19 protein-coding genes and 1 riboswitch are annotated in these 19,580 nt (G+C 64.8%); of the genes, 13 read left to right on the top strand and 6 right to left on the bottom strand.

Annotation, left to right across the window (positions count from 1 at the left end):
• Nucleotides 1–199: 199 nt before the first annotated feature.
• The 5 genes from ACYPXD_RS21710 (at nt 200) to ACYPXD_RS21730 (ending at nt 5,306) form a co-directional block, all read left to right on the top strand.
• On the top strand, nt 200–1,903 hold the full coding sequence (locus ACYPXD_RS21710) for an NfeD family protein (protein ID WP_459715728.1): 1,704 nt from the start codon (nt 200–202) through the stop codon (nt 1,901–1,903).
• On the top strand, nt 1,900–2,673 hold the full coding sequence (locus ACYPXD_RS21715) for a slipin family protein (protein WP_459715730.1): 774 nt from the start codon (nt 1,900–1,902) through the stop codon (nt 2,671–2,673). Before ACYPXD_RS21710 ends, ACYPXD_RS21715 begins: the two co-directional genes overlap by 4 nt.
• 99 nt (nt 2,674–2,772) lie before the next feature.
• Nucleotides 2,773–3,033 carry a DUF4148 domain-containing protein gene (locus ACYPXD_RS21720; protein ID WP_459715733.1) on the top strand — a complete coding sequence of 87 codons (261 nt, stop codon included), beginning with the start codon at nt 2,773–2,775 and terminating at the stop codon, nt 3,031–3,033.
• A 367-nt stretch (nt 3,034–3,400) separates the two neighbouring features.
• Nucleotides 3,401–4,702, top strand: coding sequence for an NCS2 family permease (locus ACYPXD_RS21725; RefSeq protein WP_459715735.1), 1,302 nt, complete (start codon nt 3,401–3,403; stop codon nt 4,700–4,702).
• Between the two features lie 73 nt (nt 4,703–4,775).
• Nucleotides 4,776–5,306 (top strand): cytochrome b, encoded by a 531-nt coding sequence (locus tag ACYPXD_RS21730; protein WP_459715739.1) that lies wholly within the window; start codon nt 4,776–4,778, stop codon nt 5,304–5,306.
• Between the two features lie 7 nt (nt 5,307–5,313).
• On the opposite strand, the gene ACYPXD_RS21735 is transcribed toward ACYPXD_RS21730, so the two are convergent.
• Nucleotides 5,314–5,604, bottom strand: a complete 291-nt coding sequence (locus tag ACYPXD_RS21735) for a DUF1488 family protein (RefSeq protein WP_459715742.1) — start codon at nt 5,602–5,604, stop codon at nt 5,314–5,316.
• Nucleotides 5,605–6,084: 480 nt separating this feature from the next.
• On the opposite strand from ACYPXD_RS21735, the gene ACYPXD_RS21740 reads away from it, so the two are divergent.
• The 3 genes from ACYPXD_RS21740 (at nt 6,085) to ACYPXD_RS21750 (ending at nt 9,804) form a co-directional block, all read left to right on the top strand.
• Nucleotides 6,085–8,151 carry a sigma-54-dependent Fis family transcriptional regulator gene (locus ACYPXD_RS21740; RefSeq protein WP_459715746.1) on the top strand — a complete coding sequence of 689 codons (2,067 nt, stop codon included), beginning with the start codon at nt 6,085–6,087 and terminating at the stop codon, nt 8,149–8,151.
• A gap of 25 nt (nt 8,152–8,176) precedes the next feature.
• Nucleotides 8,177–9,343: a VIT1/CCC1 transporter family protein gene (locus tag ACYPXD_RS21745; RefSeq protein WP_459715748.1), complete on the top strand. Its 1,167-nt coding sequence runs from the start codon at nt 8,177–8,179 to the stop codon at nt 9,341–9,343.
• Nucleotides 9,344–9,504: 161 nt separating this feature from the next.
• Nucleotides 9,505–9,804: a 2Fe-2S iron-sulfur cluster-binding protein gene (locus tag ACYPXD_RS21750; RefSeq protein WP_459715750.1), complete on the top strand. Its 300-nt coding sequence runs from the start codon at nt 9,505–9,507 to the stop codon at nt 9,802–9,804.
• A gap of 52 nt (nt 9,805–9,856) precedes the next feature.
• Here the strand turns inward: ACYPXD_RS21750 and ACYPXD_RS21755 are convergent, their stop codons facing one another.
• Entirely contained in the window at nt 9,857–10,111 is a 255-nt protein-coding gene (locus tag ACYPXD_RS21755; protein WP_459715809.1) for a helix-turn-helix domain-containing protein, read from the bottom strand.
• A 320-nt stretch (nt 10,112–10,431) separates the two neighbouring features.
• On the opposite strand from ACYPXD_RS21755, the gene ACYPXD_RS21760 reads away from it, so the two are divergent.
• Entirely contained in the window at nt 10,432–11,676 is a 1,245-nt protein-coding gene (locus ACYPXD_RS21760) for an NAD(P)/FAD-dependent oxidoreductase (RefSeq protein ID WP_459715752.1), read from the top strand.
• A gap of 61 nt (nt 11,677–11,737) precedes the next feature.
• Here the strand turns inward: ACYPXD_RS21760 and ACYPXD_RS21765 are convergent, their stop codons facing one another.
• Complete coding sequence (locus tag ACYPXD_RS21765; RefSeq protein ID WP_459715755.1) at nt 11,738–12,682, bottom strand: AEC family transporter; 945 nt, start codon at nt 12,680–12,682, stop codon at nt 11,738–11,740.
• Between the two features lie 101 nt (nt 12,683–12,783).
• On the opposite strand from ACYPXD_RS21765, the gene ACYPXD_RS21770 reads away from it, so the two are divergent.
• Complete coding sequence (locus ACYPXD_RS21770) at nt 12,784–13,710, top strand: LysR family transcriptional regulator (RefSeq protein WP_459715758.1); 927 nt, start codon at nt 12,784–12,786, stop codon at nt 13,708–13,710.
• 8 nt (nt 13,711–13,718) lie between these two features.
• Here the strand turns inward: ACYPXD_RS21770 and ACYPXD_RS21775 are convergent, their stop codons facing one another.
• Complete coding sequence (locus tag ACYPXD_RS21775; protein WP_459715760.1) at nt 13,719–14,462, bottom strand: CbtA family protein; 744 nt, start codon at nt 14,460–14,462, stop codon at nt 13,719–13,721.
• Nucleotides 14,463–14,476: 14 nt separating this feature from the next.
• On the bottom strand, nt 14,477–14,704 hold the full coding sequence (locus ACYPXD_RS21780) for a CbtB domain-containing protein (protein WP_459715763.1): 228 nt from the start codon (nt 14,702–14,704) through the stop codon (nt 14,477–14,479).
• 40 nt (nt 14,705–14,744) lie between these two features.
• Nucleotides 14,745–14,889, bottom strand: a riboswitch (cobalamin riboswitch).
• A 56-nt stretch (nt 14,890–14,945) separates the two neighbouring features.
• Between ACYPXD_RS21780 and ACYPXD_RS21785 the strand changes: the two genes are divergently transcribed.
• Nucleotides 14,946–15,551, top strand: coding sequence for a histidine phosphatase family protein (locus ACYPXD_RS21785; protein WP_459715766.1), 606 nt, complete (start codon nt 14,946–14,948; stop codon nt 15,549–15,551).
• A 198-nt stretch (nt 15,552–15,749) separates the two neighbouring features.
• Entirely contained in the window at nt 15,750–16,208 is a 459-nt protein-coding gene (locus ACYPXD_RS21790) for a hypothetical protein (protein WP_459715768.1), read from the top strand.
• A gap of 156 nt (nt 16,209–16,364) precedes the next feature.
• On the opposite strand, the gene ACYPXD_RS21795 is transcribed toward ACYPXD_RS21790, so the two are convergent.
• Entirely contained in the window at nt 16,365–17,588 is a 1,224-nt protein-coding gene (locus tag ACYPXD_RS21795; protein WP_459715772.1) for a dienelactone hydrolase family protein, read from the bottom strand.
• A gap of 469 nt (nt 17,589–18,057) precedes the next feature.
• Here ACYPXD_RS21795 and ACYPXD_RS21800 point away from each other — a divergent pair.
• Nucleotides 18,058–19,580, top strand: a 1,523-nt coding sequence (locus ACYPXD_RS21800) for an FAD-dependent oxidoreductase (protein ID WP_459715775.1), incomplete at its 3' end; no start/stop codon positions are given.

Raw genomic sequence — 19,580 nt, forward strand, 5'->3', positions numbered from 1 at the left:
GCGGACATTCTGCACGCAAACCCGCAGCGCGATAACACCTGTTTGGACCTGGATCAAATCGTCGGCAAACTCGCGCCGCAATCGTCCCGCATTTCCCGCGCATCGATCGATTTCCGACTAAGCTTGATAACAGGCCTCCTTTTTGGGGCTGGCCGCCGCCGGCGCCGTGATCCGCCCTGCGGCGCACCGGCCGTCGGCGATGAGAATCTACCCGCTTCTCCCGTACCGGCAACCCGGCCCGCGGTCCAGGCGCCGCCCCGCATCCGGCGCCGCGCGGGTGGCGGGCGCGACGACGCGCGGCACGTCATGCGGCCTGCACCTGCGCGTGGTTGCGGTGCGCATGCTCCTGCTGGTCGCCGCTTTTATGGTCCTCGCCAACCTGGCGGGCGAAGGCTCGTCCGGCTTCGGCGCGACCACGGCCTACGCCGCCGACGCCACCGGCAAGCCGGCCGCGAGCGCGGCGCCGGTCGTCATCGTGATTCCGGTCAATGGCGCGATCGGGCCGGCGAGCGCGGACTTCATCGTGCGCGGACTCGCGCGCGCCGCGCATGAGCACGCGGCATTAGCGGTGCTCCAGCTCGATACGCCCGGCGGTCTCGACACGTCGATGCGGCAGATCATCAAGGCGATGCTCAGCTCGCCGGTACCCGTTGCCGCCTATATCGCCCCGGGCGGCGCGCGTGCCGCGAGCGCCGGCACATATATCGTCTATGCGAGCCAGATTGCCGCGATGGCGCCGGGCACGAATCTCGGCGCCGCCACGCCCGTGCGGATCGGCATGGGCGATTCCGACGCGCCGAAGCCCGGCGCGGGCCCCACGCTGCCCGGCCTCGCGCCCGACAGCAAGCCCGGCGATGCGCCTTCAGCGGCTTCCTCGGCCTCTGCTGCCGCCACCGCGTCGCCCGCGCTCGATACGCAATCGACCGAAACCCGCAAGCAGGTGCAAGACGCATCCGCCTATATCCGCGGCCTCGCCCAGCTGCGCGGGCGCAATGCCGACTGGGCGGAGCGCGCGGTGCGCGAAGCCGTGAGCCTGTCGGCACGCGAGGCGCTCGAGCAGAAGGTCGTCGATTTCGTCGCGCGCGACATTCCGGACCTGCTGCGGCAACTGGACGGCCGCACCGTCACCACGGCCGACGGGGAACACCGTTTGAGCATCGCGCACGCGAACGTGATCACGCTCGAGCCGGACTGGCGCAGCCGCTTCCTCGCGGTGATCACCGATCCGAACGTGGCGCTGATTTTGCTGATGATCGGCATGTACGGACTCTTCTTCGAGTTCGCCAATCCGGGCTTTGTGCTGCCGGGCGTAGCCGGCACGATCAGCCTGCTCGTCGGACTCTTCGCGCTGCAATTGCTGCCGATCAGCTATGTGGGACTCGGTCTGATTTTTCTCGGCCTCGCTTTCCTGATTGCCGAGGCCTTTTTGCCGACGTTCGGCTCGCTCGGCTTCGGCGGTGTCGTCGCGTTCGCGATCGGCGCCTTGATGCTGATCGATACCGATGTGCCCGGCTTCGGCATTCCGCTGCCGATGATCGTGGGCATCACGCTATTCGGCGCGCTGTTCGTGTTCACCGTGTCGAGCGTCGCGCTGCGTGCGCGGCGACGGCCCGTCGTGACGGGCTCCGAAGCGCTGATCGGCAGCATCGGCGTGGTGCTCGACGACGGTCTCACGCCGGACGGCAGGGGTAGCGACGGCAGCAGTGGCAGCAGTGGCAGCGGTGACAGCAGCGGCAAAGCCGACCGCGGCGTCGGCTGGGCGCGTGTGCATGGCGAACGCTGGCGGGTCGAAAGCAGCGAGCCGCTGCCGGCCGGCCACACCGTGCGCGTGACGGGCCGCCATGGACTCACGCTGACGGTCGTGCCGGCCAGCGCGGTATCACCACAAGGAGAACACAGATGATCGGTTTCACGTTCGGTTTCGGCAGCATTCTGATTGTGGTCGTCGTCCTGCTGATCGCATCGTCGATCCGCATTTTTCGCGAATACGAACGCGGCGTCGTGTTCATGCTCGGGCGTTTCTGGAAGGTCAAGGGACCGGGGCTCGTGCTGATCATTCCGGTCGTGCAGCAGGTCGTGCGGATGGACCTGCGCACCGTCGTATTCGACGTGCCGCCGCAGGATGTCATTACGCGCGACAACGTGTCGGTCAAAGTCAATGCGGTGGTCTACTTCCGCGTCGTCGATCCGGAGCGCGCGGTGATTCAGGTTGCGCGCTACCTCGAGGCCACGAGCCAGCTTGCGCAAACCACGCTGCGCGCGGTGCTCGGCAAGCACGAACTCGACGAACTGCTGTCGGAGCGCGAGCAGCTGAATGCCGACATCCAGAAGGTGCTCGATGCGCAGACCGACGCCTGGGGCATCAAGGTCTCGACGGTTGAAATCAAGCACGTGGACATCAACGAGACGATGATCCGCGCGATCGCGCGGCAAGCGGAAGCCGAGCGCGAACGGCGCGCGAAGGTGATTCACGCGGAAGGCGAACTGCAAGCTTCGGAGAAACTGCTGCAAGCGGCGCAGATGCTGGCCCGGCAGCCCCAGGCAATGCAGTTGCGCTATCTGCAGACGCTCACGACGATCGCCGCGGACAAGAATTCGACAATCGTGTTTCCGCTGCCGATCGACGTCATCACCGCGGTGCTGGACCGGATGGGCAAGCCCACGCAAACCTGAACGTGCCTATTGAAAACAACAGTTCGCCTGTGCCTCACGCGCTCTGGCGAGTCGCTCTAGAATGGAAATGCACTCCTTCAACTTGTTGAGGACGCAACCATGAAACGCATTCCTCGTATGGTTCTTTGTTTGATTGCCGGCGCCTCGTGCGCGACCTATGCGCTGGCGGGAACGCCCGCGGACGGCTACGACCCGTCGGCGCCGAAAACGCGTGCGCAGGTCATCGCCGATTTTGCCGAATGGCGCGCCGCTGGCTACGACCCGAACGACTGGATCGATTATCCGGAGAACGCAATTGCGGCGGGCAGGATCGTGGCCGCGCGGCGCGCGGCACAGGCGGCGAGTCACCCGGCGCAGTAGCATGAAGGAAGCAAGGGCCGCGGAATCCTCCATTCCGCGGGCGCCCTCCCGATGGTTTGTTGTTACGCCTCTTTCCCATTAACGGCATTCCGCCCATCGCGAGCGCCGTTATTCAAATTTCCTTATCGAACCGCAACGGTTCGCTGATTTCCTGATCGCAGCAGGACGATTGCGCCAATCAAGGAATTCACGGAGATGCTCCTCCAGAATTTGTTCATATAAACTCCGCACAACTATCGAGGTTGTCCCTGCTGCCCCGGCAGCCGGTTCCTGTTTACAATCCGCCCCGTGGCTGTTCCGGACCGCAGCCGCTTTGCTGGCAGTCTTCTTCGACAACAACGACTCAACCCGACGAGAGAATCGGCACATGGACTCCGTAAAACGGTATTTCGGCTTCGACGAAGCAGGCACCAACCTGCGCACGGAAGTGCTCGCCGGCGTGACCACCTTCCTGACGATGGCCTACATCATCTTCGTCAACCCGGCGATCCTCGGCGACGCCGGCATGCCGAAAGACTCCGTTTTCGTGGCCACCTGTCTCGTCGCGGCGCTCGCTTCCGTCATCATGGGTCTCTATGCGAACTACCCGATCGCGCTCGCGCCGGGCATGGGACTCAACGCGTACTTCGCGTACACGGTCGTCAAAGGCATGCATTTCCCGTGGCAAGCGGCGCTCGGGGCCGTGTTCATTTCCGGCTGTCTTTTCATGATCGTCACGCTGTTTCGCGTGCGCGAAGTGATCGTCAACGGCATTCCGCATTCGATCCGCATCGCGATTACCGGCGGTATCGGGCTCTTTCTCGCGATCATCTCGCTGAAGTCCGCCGGCATCGTGACCGGCAGTCCGGCCACGCTCGTGACGCTCGGCAACTTGCATGACGCGCATGCCGTGCTGGCCATCATCGGCTTCTTCGCGATCGTCACGCTCGACTATTTGCGCATTCGCGGTGCGATTCTGATCGGCATCGTCGGCGTGACCGTGCTGAGCTTTTTCTTCGGCGGCAATGAGTTCCACGGCATCGTGTCCGCGCCGCCGTCGATCGAGCCGACCCTCTTCAAGCTCGACATCCGTGGCGCGTTGTCGACCGGCATCCTCAATGTCGTGCTCGTCTTCTTTCTCGTCGAGCTATTCGACGCAACGGGCACGCTGATGGGCGTCGCAAACCGCGCGGGTCTGCTCGTGCATGGCAAGATGCATCGCCTCAACCGTGCACTGCTCGCGGATAGCACCGCGATTCTCGCGGGCTCCGTGCTGGGTACCTCGTCGACAACCGCGTATATCGAAAGCGCGTCGGGCGTGCAGGCGGGCGGCCGCACCGGCGTGACGGCGCTGACCGTCGCCGTGCTGTTTCTGCTGAGCCTCTTCTTCGCGCCGCTGGCCGGTGTCGTGCCGGCTTACGCGACGGCACCCGCGCTGCTCTATGTGTCGTGTCTGATGCTGCGCGAAATGGTCGACCTGCCGTGGGAGGATGCCACCGAAGTCGTGCCGGCTGCGCTGACCGCGTTGCTGATGCCGTTCACCTATTCGATTGCGAACGGGGTCGCGTTCGGCTTTATCTCCTATGCGGGGCTCAAACTGCTGACGGGACAGGCGCGGCAAGTGAAACTCGTGGTGTGGATCATCGCGGCGGTCTTCCTGCTGCGCTTCTTCTATCTCGGCGCGGAATAGCCGCGCTCCGCCTGTTTGCCCCCCCCCTCATTCACAAAGATTCCGTACAAGAACAAGCGTCAAGGAGTAATGCATGTCCGCTTACGCGACGCAGGAGCGCTATTCGAAGCCTGCGATCTTTTTTCATTGGGCCATTTTTCTGCTCGTCGCGACTGCGTTTCTCGCGATCGAAATTCGCGGACCGAAAGGCAGCGACAGCCGCGCGCTGTGGACCGCCGTGCACATGTGGGCCGGCGCGCTCGTGCTATCGCTCGCGGTGCTGCGGCTCTTGTGGCGCCTGTGGCGCGGCGCGCCCGCCGAAGTGGAAATGAATGCGCTGCTGACCTTTCTCGCGCGGCTCGTTCATCTCGCGCTCTATGTGTTTATTTTCGCGCAGCCGCTGCTCGGCATGCTGATGGTCAACGCCGGCGGTCATCCGGTCACGCTTGCCGGAACTGACTTCCCGATCGTGCTCGTGGGCGCCGATCCGGGGGCGCGGCACGCGCTGCACGATGCGCACGTGTGGCTCGGCAATGCGTTCTATTGGGTGATCGGCCTGCACGCGCTGGCGGCGATCGCGCATCAGCTGCTCTTCAGGGATCGCACCCTGCAACGAATGATGTAGCGCGACGCTACGAGCGAACGTTCGCCTCGTAAAACCGCACATAGCCGCTGCGCAACACCGCGCATTGCGCGCGCGTCTCGGACAGCAGCCGGCGCGTGGCGGCTTCGATACGCGAGCGGTGCGTATCGAACGCGCCCAGCATGTCTTCGAAGCGCGGCGACGCCGCGCCGAAATGGTCTTCGAGCGCTTCAGCTGTAATCGTGCATTCCACCCTTTCACCATCGACCATCGCCGTAAAAGCCAGGGTCAGCTCTCGCCCCGAATATTCGGGGGGCTCGTTCGGGAAAATGATCTGCATGGGAATCGCCTGCCGGGTTGAACGCCATTGCCGTGGCCGCGCCTGCCCTTCGGGTGCCTCCGTCGTGGAACGCAGGCGCGGATCGAACCGCCGCGGACTGTGCGCAAGCGCACGGCCGGAACGATTTCATTCACTTTAGACGACTTCCGCCGCGCCGCAAGTTTTCCGTTGACGCACACCATCGCGGTGCTGGAAGGCGCCGCTGCGAGCCCTACCGCGGTGCAAAAAAACGCCCGGCGCCGCACTTGCGGTGGGCACGCCATTGAACGAACGGACCTGTACCCGTTCCCATGATCGCCTCCGCCTGCGGGCAGGCAATCGCGATCCGCGATGCGCACGCTGCGCCGAATCGTTACGGCGTCCTGTAAGATGGCCAATGACCGGCAATCGTATGCTGCAGTGCCAAATAATTGGCATGACGACACGACAAAGCCGGCCGCCTCGACGCGGCCCGGCTTTGCATTCCACCGGAGACAAGCTGTGAATCCTCGTCCCGCTGCTGGACAGCCAATTGGACAGCCCGTCGGCCAGGCTGCGGCTCGACTCGATGTGATCGCCCAGGCGCACACGCGCTCGCGCAATTTCGGGTTGCATGCGCACGAGGCGCCGGATTTTCATCCGCTACGGCATGCCCAGTTGCAGGACGTTGTCGAGCGCAACCAGTCGCTTTACTCACATGCGCTTCCGGTCATGGAAACGCTGCATGCCCAGATCGTCGATACGCAAAGCATGGTGCTGCTGACCGACAGCAATGGCGTGATCCTGCACAGCCTCGGCGATCGCGACTTCGTCGAGAAAGCGCGACGGGTGGCGCTGTGCCCCGGCGTATCGTGGGCCGAAGCCGATCGCGGCACGAACGCCATCGGCACCGCGCTCGCGGACGGGCAGCCGACCGTCGTGCACGGCGGCGAGCACTTTCTGCATGCGAACCGCATCCTCGCCTGCTCGTGCGCGCCGATTGTCGACCCGTACGGCCACACGATCGGCGCACTCGACGTCAGTGGCGATACGCGCGGCTTTCACAAGCACACGCTGGCGCTCGTGCGGATGTCCGCGCAGATCATCGAGAATCACCTGTTTGCGAACCAGTTCGTCGATGCCGTGCGTGTGCGCTTCCATGCGCGCGCGGAATTTATCGGCACGCTGTTCGAAGGGCTCGCGGCGTTTTCGCCCGACGGCCGCTTTATTTCCGCGAATCGCAGCGCGCTGTTCCAGTTCGGACAGCCGCTCGCCGCGCTGCAGCGGCAGCCGTTCGATGCGCTGTTCGGCGCGCCGTTCGCGGCGCTCGTCAGCGAAGCGGAGCGCGCGCCGGGCGAATGCATGACGCTGATCTTGCCGAGCGGCGTGCGGGTTCTTGCGCGAGCCGAGTGCCGTGCGCGGCCTGCATTCGTCGCGGGCGGCTTCAGTGAACATCGCGGTGAGCACCGCAGTGAGCACCACAGTGACCCTCATCACGACCACAGCGGCAGCGCATCGGCCAAACTTCAAACGACCAGCGGGCGCGCCGGACCGGACCCGTACGCGGTGAGCTTCGCGACGCTCGATACCGGCGACGCGAGAATGGCCGACGTTCTGCGCCGCATCGAAAAGATCGGCGGCCGCGACATTCCGCTGCTCGTGCTCGGCAAGACGGGCACCGGCAAGGAATGGCTCGCGCGCGCGTTTCACCACGAATCGCCGCGCCGTGCGGCGCCATTCGTCGCGGTCAATTGCGCATCGCTGCCCGATTCGCTGATCGAAGCCGAACTGTTCGGCTACGAGGACGGCGCCTTCACCGGCGCGCGCAAGCGCGGCAACGCCGGCAAGATCGTGCAGGCGAACGGCGGCACGCTTTTTCTCGATGAAATCGGCGATATGCCGCTCGCTCAGCAGGTCCGGCTCATGCGCGTGCTGCAGGAACGCTCGGTGGTACCGCTCGGCGGCACGCGGGCGATTCCCGTCGATGTGAGGATCATCTGCGCGACGCACCGCAACCTGCGCGAGATGATCGACGCCGGCACGTTCCGCGAAGACCTGTACTACAGGATCAACGGCCTTGCCGTCACCTTGCCTGCGCTATGCGAGCGCACCGATCTCGCGACGCTCGTCGAACGGATGCTGGCGGAGCAGCAACGCGAGGAACCGCGCACGCCGCCTCGGGTGAACCGTGAAGTACTCGAACTATTCGGCCGTTGCCTGTGGCCCGGCAATCTGCGGCAACTGTCGAACCTGCTGCGCACAGCCGGCATCATGGCCGAAGGCGCGGACGCGATCGGGTTCGAGCATCTGCCCGAGGATTTTCTCGAAGACCATGCGGCCGCGCAAAGGCTGGAACTCGACGGCCAGGAGACCTCCTTCGTCGTCGACGACAATGCCGCGTTGCGCGCGCAGTCGACGTGTTCTTCTCCTTCCACCGCGCGCGCGCCCGCACGCATGACCGAATGGCAGGCCGCCCTGATCGAGCAAACGCTGGCGCGCCACGACGGCAATATCTCCGCGGCGGCGCGTGAACTGGGGCTCGCGCGCAATACGGTGTATCGTTATCTGCGCATGCGCGGTGCGCACTGAGCGCACTGAGCGCAATCGATCGGCAATGGCCACGCGTCACGAACTCAAACGATTCCGCACGAACCTCGCCGACGAACTCGACAGCGCCGCGCTATACGACGCGCTTGCACGCGTCGAAAAAGACCCTGCGCGCCGCGCGGTGTTCGCGCAACTGGCCGGGGCCGAACGCGAGCACGCGAACATCTGGCTCGACAAGCTGCGCGCGAGCGGCGTGCGCGTGCGGACACACCATCCGAGCGCGAAGACCTACCTGATGCGCGCGTTGATCCACACGCTCGGACCGTCGTCGGTGCTGCCGACGCTCGCGGCCGCGGAAACAGCGGATCGCGACAAGTATGCGCATCAGCCCGACGCCGCGCAGCTGTCGGCGGACGAGCAGCGTCACGCCGCGGTGATGGAGGCCGTGGTCGCGCAAGACATCCAGCGCGCCAGAAGGTTGCTGGCCACGCGCGCGCGGCGGCACCGCACGCCGTCCGTCGCGCGCGCGTTCGAAACAGAGGCGTGGCACAAGGGCGTCGCATCGGGTAACGATCTGCGCGCGGCGGTGCTCGGCGCAAACGACGGACTCGTGTCGAACTTCTGCCTCATCATGGGCGTGGCGGGCGCGGGCACCGGCAACAAGGCCATCATGCTGAGCGGCCTCGCCGGCCTGATCGCGGGCGCGTGCTCGATGGCGCTCGGCGAGTGGCTGTCGGTAACGAATGCACGCGAACTCGCGCGCACGCAGATCGCGAAGGAAGCGGACGAACTCGAGCACGCACCGGAGGCGGAACGCCGCGAGCTTGTGATGATCTACGAGGCGAAAGGCATCGACCACACCGAAGCGAAACGCGTCGCCGCGCAGATCATGCGCGACAAACAGAAGGCGCTCGATACGCTGACACGCGAAGAACTGGGCATCGACCCCGCGGAGCTTGGCGGCAATCCGTGGTCGGCCGCGGGCGCGTCGTTCTGTCTGTTTTCGCTCGGCGCGCTCTTTCCGGTGCTGCCGTTTCTGTGGGCGCAGGGCAGCACGGCGATTGCGCAGTGCGTGGCCTTGAGCGCATTCGGGCTCGCGGCGGTCGGCGTGTTTACGTCGCTATTCAATGGACGTGGTGCCGCGTTTTCGGCGTTGCGGCAGATCGCGATTGGATTGATTGCGGCTGCGTTTACGTTTGGGGTCGGCCATTTGCTCGGGGTGTCGCTGTCGTAATCGAGCGATCGAGTGATCGCCTGATCCGCGATCGCGCGATGGGGTCGCACCACACGTACGCGAGCTGGGTGGCCACGCGTTCGCGGCAGTTCCGTTAAACTCCGCTACGCCCTTCCGCATCGGCCGGCCTATGCCCTTCCTAGCCACCCCGATTAATTGCGATGCTCGAACCTGACGCAACTTACACCGTCCTTATCGAACCGCTCGGACGCAGGTTCGATGCGCCCGAGTCGCTGACCTTGCTTGAAGCCGCCGCCTTCGCCGGTTTGCGTCTGCCGCGCTCGTGCCGCAACGGCACCTGCCGCACCTGCTTGTGCAAAATGTCCGCGGGCAGTGTGCGCTATCAGATCGAATGGCCCGGCGTGAGCGCCGAAGAAAAAGCGGACGGCTATATCCTGCCGTGCGTCGCCATCGCCGAAAGCGATCTGGTCATTGAAGTGACCGGCGTGCAGGAGATGTGAGCCTCTGTCGACTCGCGGCGTGGACCGCGAGCTGACTGACGGGCAGGATGGATCAGAAGTCGAGCTGATCCGAGGTGATGTCGAGCGCGGCGGCGATTTTTTCGCGCGTGGACCGACGCAAACGATCGCTGCTTTCCTGCTGCGCATAGGCCGATTGGCTAATACCCAGGCGTTGTGCAACTTCAGCTTGCGTCAAGCCCAAATGCTCGCGCCATGCGCGCACAGGCGTCGCACCGTCGACCGTGCGGCTCACCACATCATGAGGAATCAGCCCGCGTTCGCCGCCGCGTTCGGCCAGGTACTGCATGTAGGGAATAACCACGAAAGCCGGCGCACCGTCGGCGCCCGTTATAGGTTGAATCGCCGTCAGCCTTAATGGCCGATTAGCTGTTAGTGATGCTGATCGTCCGGGACGTTGATGTCGCGCGACCTTCCTGGCGTCCTGCATGCTCGCACATCACACCTGTTTGTGGACCATACGAAGACTCTGAAAAGCGATCCCACCGGAAAGCGTCCGGGCAACGCGACGGCCGATATCGACGGGCGCCCTATAATCGCCACGTCAGCGATCGACATCGCAAAGCGACAGCCCGCACATCGCCTTCATCAACGAACCTTCAAACCGGCATGGACTTCGACGTCATCGTTCTCGGCGCCGGCATCATCGGCGTTTCATCGGCTGTGCATCTGCAGGACCGCGCGTTGCGCGTCGCGCTCGTCGACCGCCGCGGTCCCGGCGAAGAAACGAGCTTCGGCAACGCCGGCCTGATCGAGCGTTCGTCGATCGTGCCGTACGGCTTTCCGCGCCAGCTGCGCACCTTGCTGCGTTACGCGCGCAATCGCTCGACCGACCTCTACTGGGATTACAAGGCGCTGCCGTCCTACGCCGGGTGGCTGATGCGCTACTGGTGGGAATCGCAGCCGCAACGCCATGCGGCCGCCGCGCGCGACATGCTGCCGCTGATCGGCGCGTGCGTCGTCGAGCACGACGCCCTGATCGCGCGCGCGGGTGCCGGTCAACTGGTGCACGACGGCGGATGGATCGAGGCATATCGCACAGCTGCCGCGCTCGACAAGGAGCGCGCACAAGCGCAAGCCGACGCGCACGAACACGGCCTGCGCGTCGAACCGCTCGACGCGGCCGCGCTACGCGCGCGCGAGCCGAGCCTCGGCGCGGACATCTGCGGCGGTTTGCATTGGCGCGATCCGAAGAGCGTGCGCAGTCCGGGCGCGCTCGTGAAGAGCTATGCGCGGCTTTTCGAAAGCATCGGCGGTGCGTTCGTCAATGGCGACGCGACGACGCTGCGCGCCGAACACGACGCGTGGACGGTCGAGACGGTATCCGGGCGTCTGAGCGCACGGAACGTCGTCGTTGCGCTCGGCCCGTGGTCAGACAGCGTGTTCGAGCCTCTCGGATACCGGATTCCGCTGCGCGCCAAGCGCGGCTACCACATGCACTATCGGCCGACGCGCACACCGTTGTCGGTGCCCGTTGTCGATATCGAATACGGTTATGTCGTGGCGCCGATGGAAAACGGCCGGCTGCGCGTCACGACCGGTGCAGAGCTCGCGACGCCCGGCACGCCGCCCACCGGCATCCAGCTTGCGCGTATCGAGCCGCTCGCACGCGCCGCGTTCGGCGTCGGTGAACGGCTCGATCCGGCGCCCTGGCTCGGCATGCGCCCATGCACGCCCGACATGCGGCCCGTGATCGGGCCCGCGCCGCGGCATCGCGGCTTGTGGTTCGCATTTGGCCACAACCATCATGGGCTCACGCTTGGACCGGTCACCGGCCGGCTGCTTGCGGAGATGATGACCGGCGCCACGCCGTTCACGGATCCGCGGCCGTATCGCGTGGAACGGTTCGTCTAGAACCGCAGGCGGCCTTCGTACCGTTGACGGCGCTGCGGTCGGCGGCGGCTCGAAGCAATCGTCAGAGGCCGTGCCGCTGCATGATCAGCAACAGCAGCGACAGCGTCACGATCGAAGCGACGGTCGAAAAGAGAATGGTCTGCGACGTCACGTGCGCCTCGCGCTGATAGAACTCGGCGAGCATGTACGGTCCGGTGCCGGTCGGCAGCGCGGCAAGCAGGACGGCGACACCGACCGTATCGGCCGGCAACGAGAACACGCGCGAGGCCATCCACCAGGCGAACGCCGGCTGCACGATCAGCTTGAGCGCGGTAAACACGAACGACGTATGGCGTGCCTTGCCCGCTTGCCGCTTCTCGGCCAGAAAGAGCCCGAGGCTCACGAGCGCGCATGGGCTCGCGGCGCCGCTCAACAATTTGAGGAATGTCTCGGCGCTGTGCGGCAGCGTCCAATGCACGCTTGCCACGAGCGCACCCGCGATCGGCGAAACGATCAGCGGATTTTTTGCGAGCGAGCGCAACACCTTGAAACCGAGCTTGTGCGGCGTACGCTCGGTCTGCAATCCGACTTCGATCAACACGATCGCGAAGGCGAACAGCACGCACGCGACGATGATCGTCGCGATTGTCGTCGGCGTGAGGCTTGCGTTGCCGAATACGATCAACGCGAGCGGAAAGCCGATGTACCCGGTATTCGGGTACGACGCCGCGATCGCATCGACGCTCGCATCGGCAAGATGTCGTCCTTGCACGATCCGCACGATCAGCACGCCGAGAAACAGCACCGCGCACGCAGCCGAAAACGTCGCAACGAAGCCCGGCTGGTCGAGCTGACGCCAGGTGGAATGCGCCATGGTGTCGAATAGCAGCGCGGGCAGAGCAAGCCACACGACGAAACGGTTCAGCTCGGAAGCGGCGGTGGGCCCAAGCAGATTGCGGCGCCGGCAGCCAAAGCCGGCGAAGATCAATGCAAAGACGGGAATCAGGATTTCGAGCGTGGACAACATCGGGCCCTGCGAATCGGCGAGTCGGAAGGCCGTTAGCGTAAACCCGATCAACGATACAATCCAATGCCGATTGAATTGCTCAACCATACCTTTTTTGCATCATGGTCGATGTCAAACCGCTTCGCTATTTCGTCACCCTCGCCGAGACGCGCCATTTCGGCCGCGCCGCCGCGCGGCTCAATCTGTCCCAGCCGCCGTTGAGCCGTCAGCTCGCGGCGCTCGAAGCCTCGTTGGGCGTCACGCTAATCGAGCGCAATTCGCGCAGCGTCACACTGACCGCGGCGGGCGCGCGCTTCTACGCCGACGCGAAAGCGATTCTCGCGGCCATCGACCAGGCCGGCCGCAATGCCCGCGCCGCCGTGCTCGGCGAGCGAGGCGAACTGACGATCGGTTTCACGATGTGCGCCGCGTACAGTGTGCTGCCCACTTACGCCCGCCGCTACGGCGCCGCCTTTCCGGACGTCTCGCTGAATCTGCGGGAAATCGTGTCGAACGATCTCGCGCCGCAGGTGCTCGACGGGCAACTCGATGCGGCGATCATGCTGTCGGGCGCGCCGCCCCACGGTCTTGCCGCACGCACCGTGCTCACCGAGCCGCTGTGCGTCGCGCTGCCGCGCCGGCATCCGCTCGCCCGCGCGAGGCGGCTCTCCATCGCGCAGCTTGCGCGCGAGCCGTTCGTCATCGCCGCGCGGGAGGTCGGCGAGGGGCTGCATACGACGATCGTCGAACACTGCCGCACGGGCGGCTTCGAGCCCGATGTGCGCTTCGAAGTGCGTTTGCAGCAGACGGTGCTGAGTCTCGTCGATGAAGGCGCCGGTGTCGCGCTCGTGCCGACGTCGATGCAGCGCGCCCAACTGGCGGACGTGGTGTTCAAGCCGCTGGCGCAGCCACCGTCGATTTCTCAGGTTCTGATCTGGCTGTCGACGAACCGGAATCCGTGTCTCGCGCGATTTCTCGAGCTGGTCGAGGCGGCCCCCCATAAAAACGGCCTGCACGGAGTCGCCGTGCAGGCCGTGCAAGTCGGGTAGCGCGTGCTTTAGCCGGCGAGGCGCTGCTCTGGCTGCGCTGCGCGCGACACACGCTGCAAGCGCTCGGCGAGCGCGCCGAACAGCAGACCGATCGACGTCCACAACACCGCCTGCATGCCGAGCGCGGCGACGCGGAACTTCCACAGCACGACCGCCGGGAATGCAGCCGGCACCTCGTTGATGACCGGCAATCCCGCTTGCACCGCCGCGATAATCGCAATGAACACAAGCCCCGCGACGATCGATCCGTTCCACGCGTCGAAGCGCGCAACCGCGCGACGCCGCACCTTCATCGAAAACACGAGCGCGGTCAGCGAAATGACGATCATCAGGAAGTACAGCCCGGTGCGATAGCCGATCGTCTCCGGGTCGCCGACCGACGGCGGATTCGGCGGATATTTGAGCGCGGGTACGATCGCGATCGCCGTGAATGCGCCGAACGCGAGCCACGCGGACAGTGCGCGCACGCTCAGCTTTCCAGCGCGGCCGTACAGATACGCGAAGGTCAGCGAAAAGAGCCCGCCCACGGCGGCGCCATATACAACCACACCGGTGAAAAGGCCGAGGCCGGCCTGCGTGCCGCGGCTCACGAGTTCGGGCTCGGGCGCCTCGCCCTTCGCCGCGTCGGCTTTCTCTTCGAATGAAATGGCCTGATCGACTTGCGGCTCGCCGACCACGCGGGCCAGACCGAACGTGAGCAATCCCGCGGCGATGCCTGCGAGCATGCCGCGCACCAGCAATTTACCTACCATGGTTGGCTCCTGCGTCAGTGGCAGGGGAAGCCGAGCAGATGGCGGCCGTCGTGGACGAATTCGTGCACGTACATGCCGGGAATCAGCGACGTCGCGCCCTCTTCCGCGCCAACGAAATAGAGTGCGAGCAACAGCAGCAGCCCACCGAAGACGACCCACGGCAACAGTTCACGCAGCGGAATGGGCGTGGGCCCGGCAGCGGGTTCGAGTGCGTCGAGCGGCTTGAAAACGGCGTCGGACATGACGGATATCTCCCTGGGGTTGCGCGCCCCGATAGTCGATTGAAGGAAATGGCACGAAGCTGGGTCTGACTCCCGGACCAATGATGTGGCCGATTACAGTGGCGCGACCGCGCCGGACTTGCACCGGCTTCCGCACTTCGTGTAGTGCGTATTCTACGCGCTAAACTGTGCGGCCCCTTGAAGCTTTTCGCGGGCCGCGCGCAACAGCTCAAGCGCAGCCTGTACACCCGACCGACATGTCATGCCGAAACGTCTCTGGTTGATCAGCCACGCGTCGACTGCCGCGCAACGCAGCGCGACGTTTGCGGATGCGAACGAGCCGCTCGACGCGCGCGGCCTCGCTGAAGCAAACGCGTATGCGCAGCGTGCGCGCATCGCGTTCGACAGCGCACGCCAGATGCACGCGTTGACGAGCCCCGCAGCTTGCGCGCGCGACACGGCCCGTGCGCTCGGCCTGAAGGCGGCAGTCGCCGCCGGACTCGCCGATACGGACTATGGCGAATGGCAGCGCATGCGAGTCGCCGATATTGCCGCGCGGGCGCCAGAGGCGCTGGAAGCATGGCTGCGCGATCCTGCTGCCGCACCGCCGGGCGGCGAATCGTTCGAAGCGGTTATCGCGCGTGTCAGCGCGTGGCTCGAGGCGCTTGCGGAGGACGACCCGACCGATGTCACGGTAGTCGCCATCACGCACGCGGCTGTGTTGCGCGCGGCGCTCATCCATGTGCTGCGCGCGCCAGCCGCGGCATTCGCGCAAATCGAAATCGCGCCGCTCGCAACAATCGAATTGCGCTATTCGAAGCGCGGCTGGGCGTGGTGGCCGCATGCGCTAGCGGACTCTCTGCGATAACGCAAAGGACCGCCTGGCGACGTGCTCATCGCCCTGGCCGAGACGGCAGATAGGCCATTCGGCGGATTTCGCAGCGGACAACACGCCGGTATCATCGCCAATCACCCATAGCCGGTCATAGGCGAGCGGCAAAACGATACCGGACGATGCCGAGCGATGCCGCTTTACCCGAACATTGAACACGAGATTCGCGCGCACATGAGCCGCATCGCCGAGGGCGAGCGCGTCAAGCCGATTGCCGTCGGCCGGCTAACCGACGATCAGCATCAGGCGATCTCAAGACTACGGCTTTCCGTCGGACTGCCGGGGCTCGACGATCCCGAAATCCTGTTGCTCGGGCGTCACATCCACCAAAGCCGCGTGGTCAAGGATCACTACAAGCTCGACGACGTTCTATGCCAGATCCGCAGCTCGCTAGCGGAAACCTCGGTCGTCCACGGTTCGTCGAAAATGACCGTCGTACAGAGCATCGTTCCCCGAGCGGACGGTTACGGATCGATGGTTAGGGACGAGGCTGTGCTCGAGCTTCTGGCTCGCAAACCGAAGGCGGAACTGTTCTCCGTCATTCCGAAGGGCGACATTTCGCCCGCGAAACGCAAGCAAAAAACCGGACAGCAGAAAAAGGAAAGGCCGCTCGAGAGCGGCCTGGAAGCTTGATGAATTTGCTCGCCCGGGTAACGAACAGCTGGTCCGGCGCCCCAGCAAATTCAACGAGGAAATGGTACCCGTTATCGACCGTTCGCGCAAGCCGCCGGTTAGGTGCGGTCCCCGATCGACCGCTCCCGCCTCGCATAAGCAAGCGCTTCACCCCGGCTAGTCCTCTCCCCCTCTCATCCCCGGCATCAGCGAATCGCTCGGCCGCGCAATATCGAGCACCTTGCGCGCGGACTGGATGCCGACCACCGGCAAACCCTCGGTATCGAGCATGCCGATCTGCGCGAGCACGGTCGCCTGATCCCAGTACACATGCAGGTTGTCGATCTTGTCGCCGCGAAAGCAGATCACCGCGACCATCGCGACTTCGAAGTATTTGCCGGTCGGTTCGACGCCCGGCAGCATCCAGTGCATTTCGCACGTGTGCGTGCAGCGGAACACGAATTCGTCGACGATGCGGTCGACGCCGACCGTAAACGACACCGGCACATGCTGCGCATCGGGCGGAAACGAATGCATGAACTCTTCGACGTAGAAGCGCTTGAGCGACTCGCGGCCGATGCCGCCCGTCATGGTCGGCACATCGTTGAAGTAGGGATCGTCGACCATCGTCGCCATCACGGCCTCGGCGTCGCGCGTGACGTACTTGTGGTACGAGTGCCGCTTCCAGACGCGCTCGATCGCGTAGATCGGCCCCATCGTCTTCTTGAGCAGCGACAGCGAACGCGAATACGACAGCACCGCCGACGGCCGGTCGAATTCGGGGCCATGCAGCGCAAACGCCTCGCCGCACTCGTATTCATGGATCGTCACGCCCGGCTTGTACTCGAACGCCGCACGGATCTTGCCGCGCACCAGCACGTCGTGCGCGGACAACATGCGCCCGGCCAGATGCAGCACAACCGGGCAGCGCAGGCGGCGCGCGTCGCCCAGGTGCGCTTCGAGCGCGGCGCCGCAGTAGCCGACCGCGCAGTCGACATCGGTATAAGCCGCCGCGAGCACGGCGAGCTTGCCGCCGGATCCGAAGCCGAGCACGCCGACCTTGCCGTCGTGCGCCGGATGTTCGCGCAATGCTTCGAAGGTCGAATTGATGTCGTCGATCGCATGATCGACATCGAGAAGCCGGTCGTATTCGTGCGCGAGCGTCACGTCGTCGCCGTGACGCCTGAACGACTTGTGCGGCGAGAGCCGCCAGTACAGATCGGGCACGACCACGACATATCCTTCTTCGGCATAACGCCGCGCCATCGTCTTGATCGCGTCGTCGACCCCATAAATGTCGTGCAGCAGCACGAGCCCCGGCGCCGGTCTTTGCGCGGGAAAAGCAATATGGCCTGCGAAACTCCGGCCATGGCTCGCGGCAATTTCAATCGAATCGTCCATCGTCCATCTTGTTGTTACACCCGTGGGTGATGCGTGAGAGCCAGTCGCTTTCCAGAACGTCCAAACAGCTTACTTATTCCAATCGTAATAAATCGGAAAGCATCCGGGCATCGCATCGGCGCGCTCTCGCGCCAAATCAGTGCATCGCTCGCCGCACGCACTGCTGCGGTGCAATACAAATACCGCAATGGTTGCGCGCAACACGTTACGGCATAAGGATCTGCGGCTTTGCTGCTGAATGGCATGACCGTTGCTTAAAGCGGTTCGTTGCCCGCAATGACGCGGGCGGCGCGAGCGGAACCGCCTTACGCGATCGGCGAAAGCGGTCCGCGCAGAACACGGCCGCAAGTCCCGCAACATAGCAACGCGCGACGTGGGATTTCGGCAGACAACAGTCGGGCAATGGCGTTCGACGTGCGTCGCATCGGGTTCCTCACCCGCTGCGCGATACTTCGTCAGAACGGACATCATGAGCAAACCCCGACTCGTCGTCATCGGCAACGGCATGGCCGGCATCCGCACGCTCGAAGAACTGTTGACGATCGCGCCCGATCAATACGACATCACGGTCTTCGGCGCCGAACCGCACCCGAACTACAACCGTATCCTGCTTTCGCCGGTGCTCGCGGGCGAGCAGACCTTCAGCGACATCGTGCTCAATCCGCTCGAGTGGTACGGGCAGAACGGCATTCGCCTGCACCTGGGCAAGACCGTCGAAAAGATCGACCGCGTGCGCCGCAAGGTGATCGCCACCGACGGCACCGAAGCGCCATACGAGCGCCTGCTGATCGCGACCGGCTCGACGCCGTTCATCCTGCCGGTGCCCGGCAATACGCTCAAGGGCGTGATCAGCTATCGCGACATCTACGATACGCAGACGATGATCGACACGGCCGCGGTGAAACGTCACGCGGTCGTGATCGGCGGCGGCCTGCTCGGGCTCGAGGCCGCGAACGGCCTGAAGCTGCGCGGCATGGACGTGACCGTCGTGCACCTTGCCGATACGCTGCTCGAGCGGCAGCTCGACGCGACCGCGGGCCGGCTGCTGCAACGCTCGCTCGAAGCACGCGGGCTCAAATTCCTGCTCAGCAAGGCGACCGCGGAAATTGCCGGCAACGATGCGGGCGAAGTGACCGGCGTGATCTTCAAGGACGGCGATGCGATTCCCGCCGACCTCGTCGTGATGGCCGCCGGCATCCGCCCGAACACGGCGCTCGCGGAAGCGGCCGGGCTGCACTGCAATCGCGGCATCGTCGTCAGCGATGCGTTGCAGACCTACGATCCGCGCATCTACGCGGTCGGCGAATGCGTGAGCCACCGCGGCATCGCATATGGCCTCGTCGCGCCGCTGTTCGAGCAGGCCAAAGTGGCCGCGAACCATCTCGCGCTGATGGGCATCGGCAGCTACAAGGGCTCGGTGCTGTCGACAAAGCTGAAAGTAACCGGCATCGACCTGTTCTCCGCAGGCGACTTCATGGGCAGCGAAGGCACCGAGGAAATCGTGCTGTCGGACCCCGCGGGCGGGGTCTACAAGAAGCTCGTGATCCGGGACGACCAGCTGGTGGGCGCCTGCCTGTACGGCGACACCGCCGACGGCGCGTGGTACTTCAAGCTGCTGCGCGAAGGCCGCAAGCTCGGCGAACTGCGCGATCACATCATGTTCGGCGAATCGAGCGTCGGCGACGCGGGCGTGCAGGGGCAAAGCCGCGCGGCCGCAATGGCCGACAGCGACGAAGTATGCGGCTGCAACGGCGTATGCAAAGGCACGATCGTCAGGGCGATCACCGAAAAGGGCCTGTTTACGCTCGACGACGTGAAGAAGCACACCAAGGCGTCGAGCTCGTGCGGCTCGTGCACGGGGCTCGTCGAACAGATCCTGATGAGCACGGTCGGCGCGAACTTCCAGGAGCCGCCGAAGACGAAGGCCGTGTGCGGCTGCACGGACCACAATCACGGCGAAGTGCGCAAGGCGATCCGCGAGCACCATCTGCT

The sequence above is a fragment of the Paraburkholderia sp. 2C genome, from assembly GCF_054589215.1.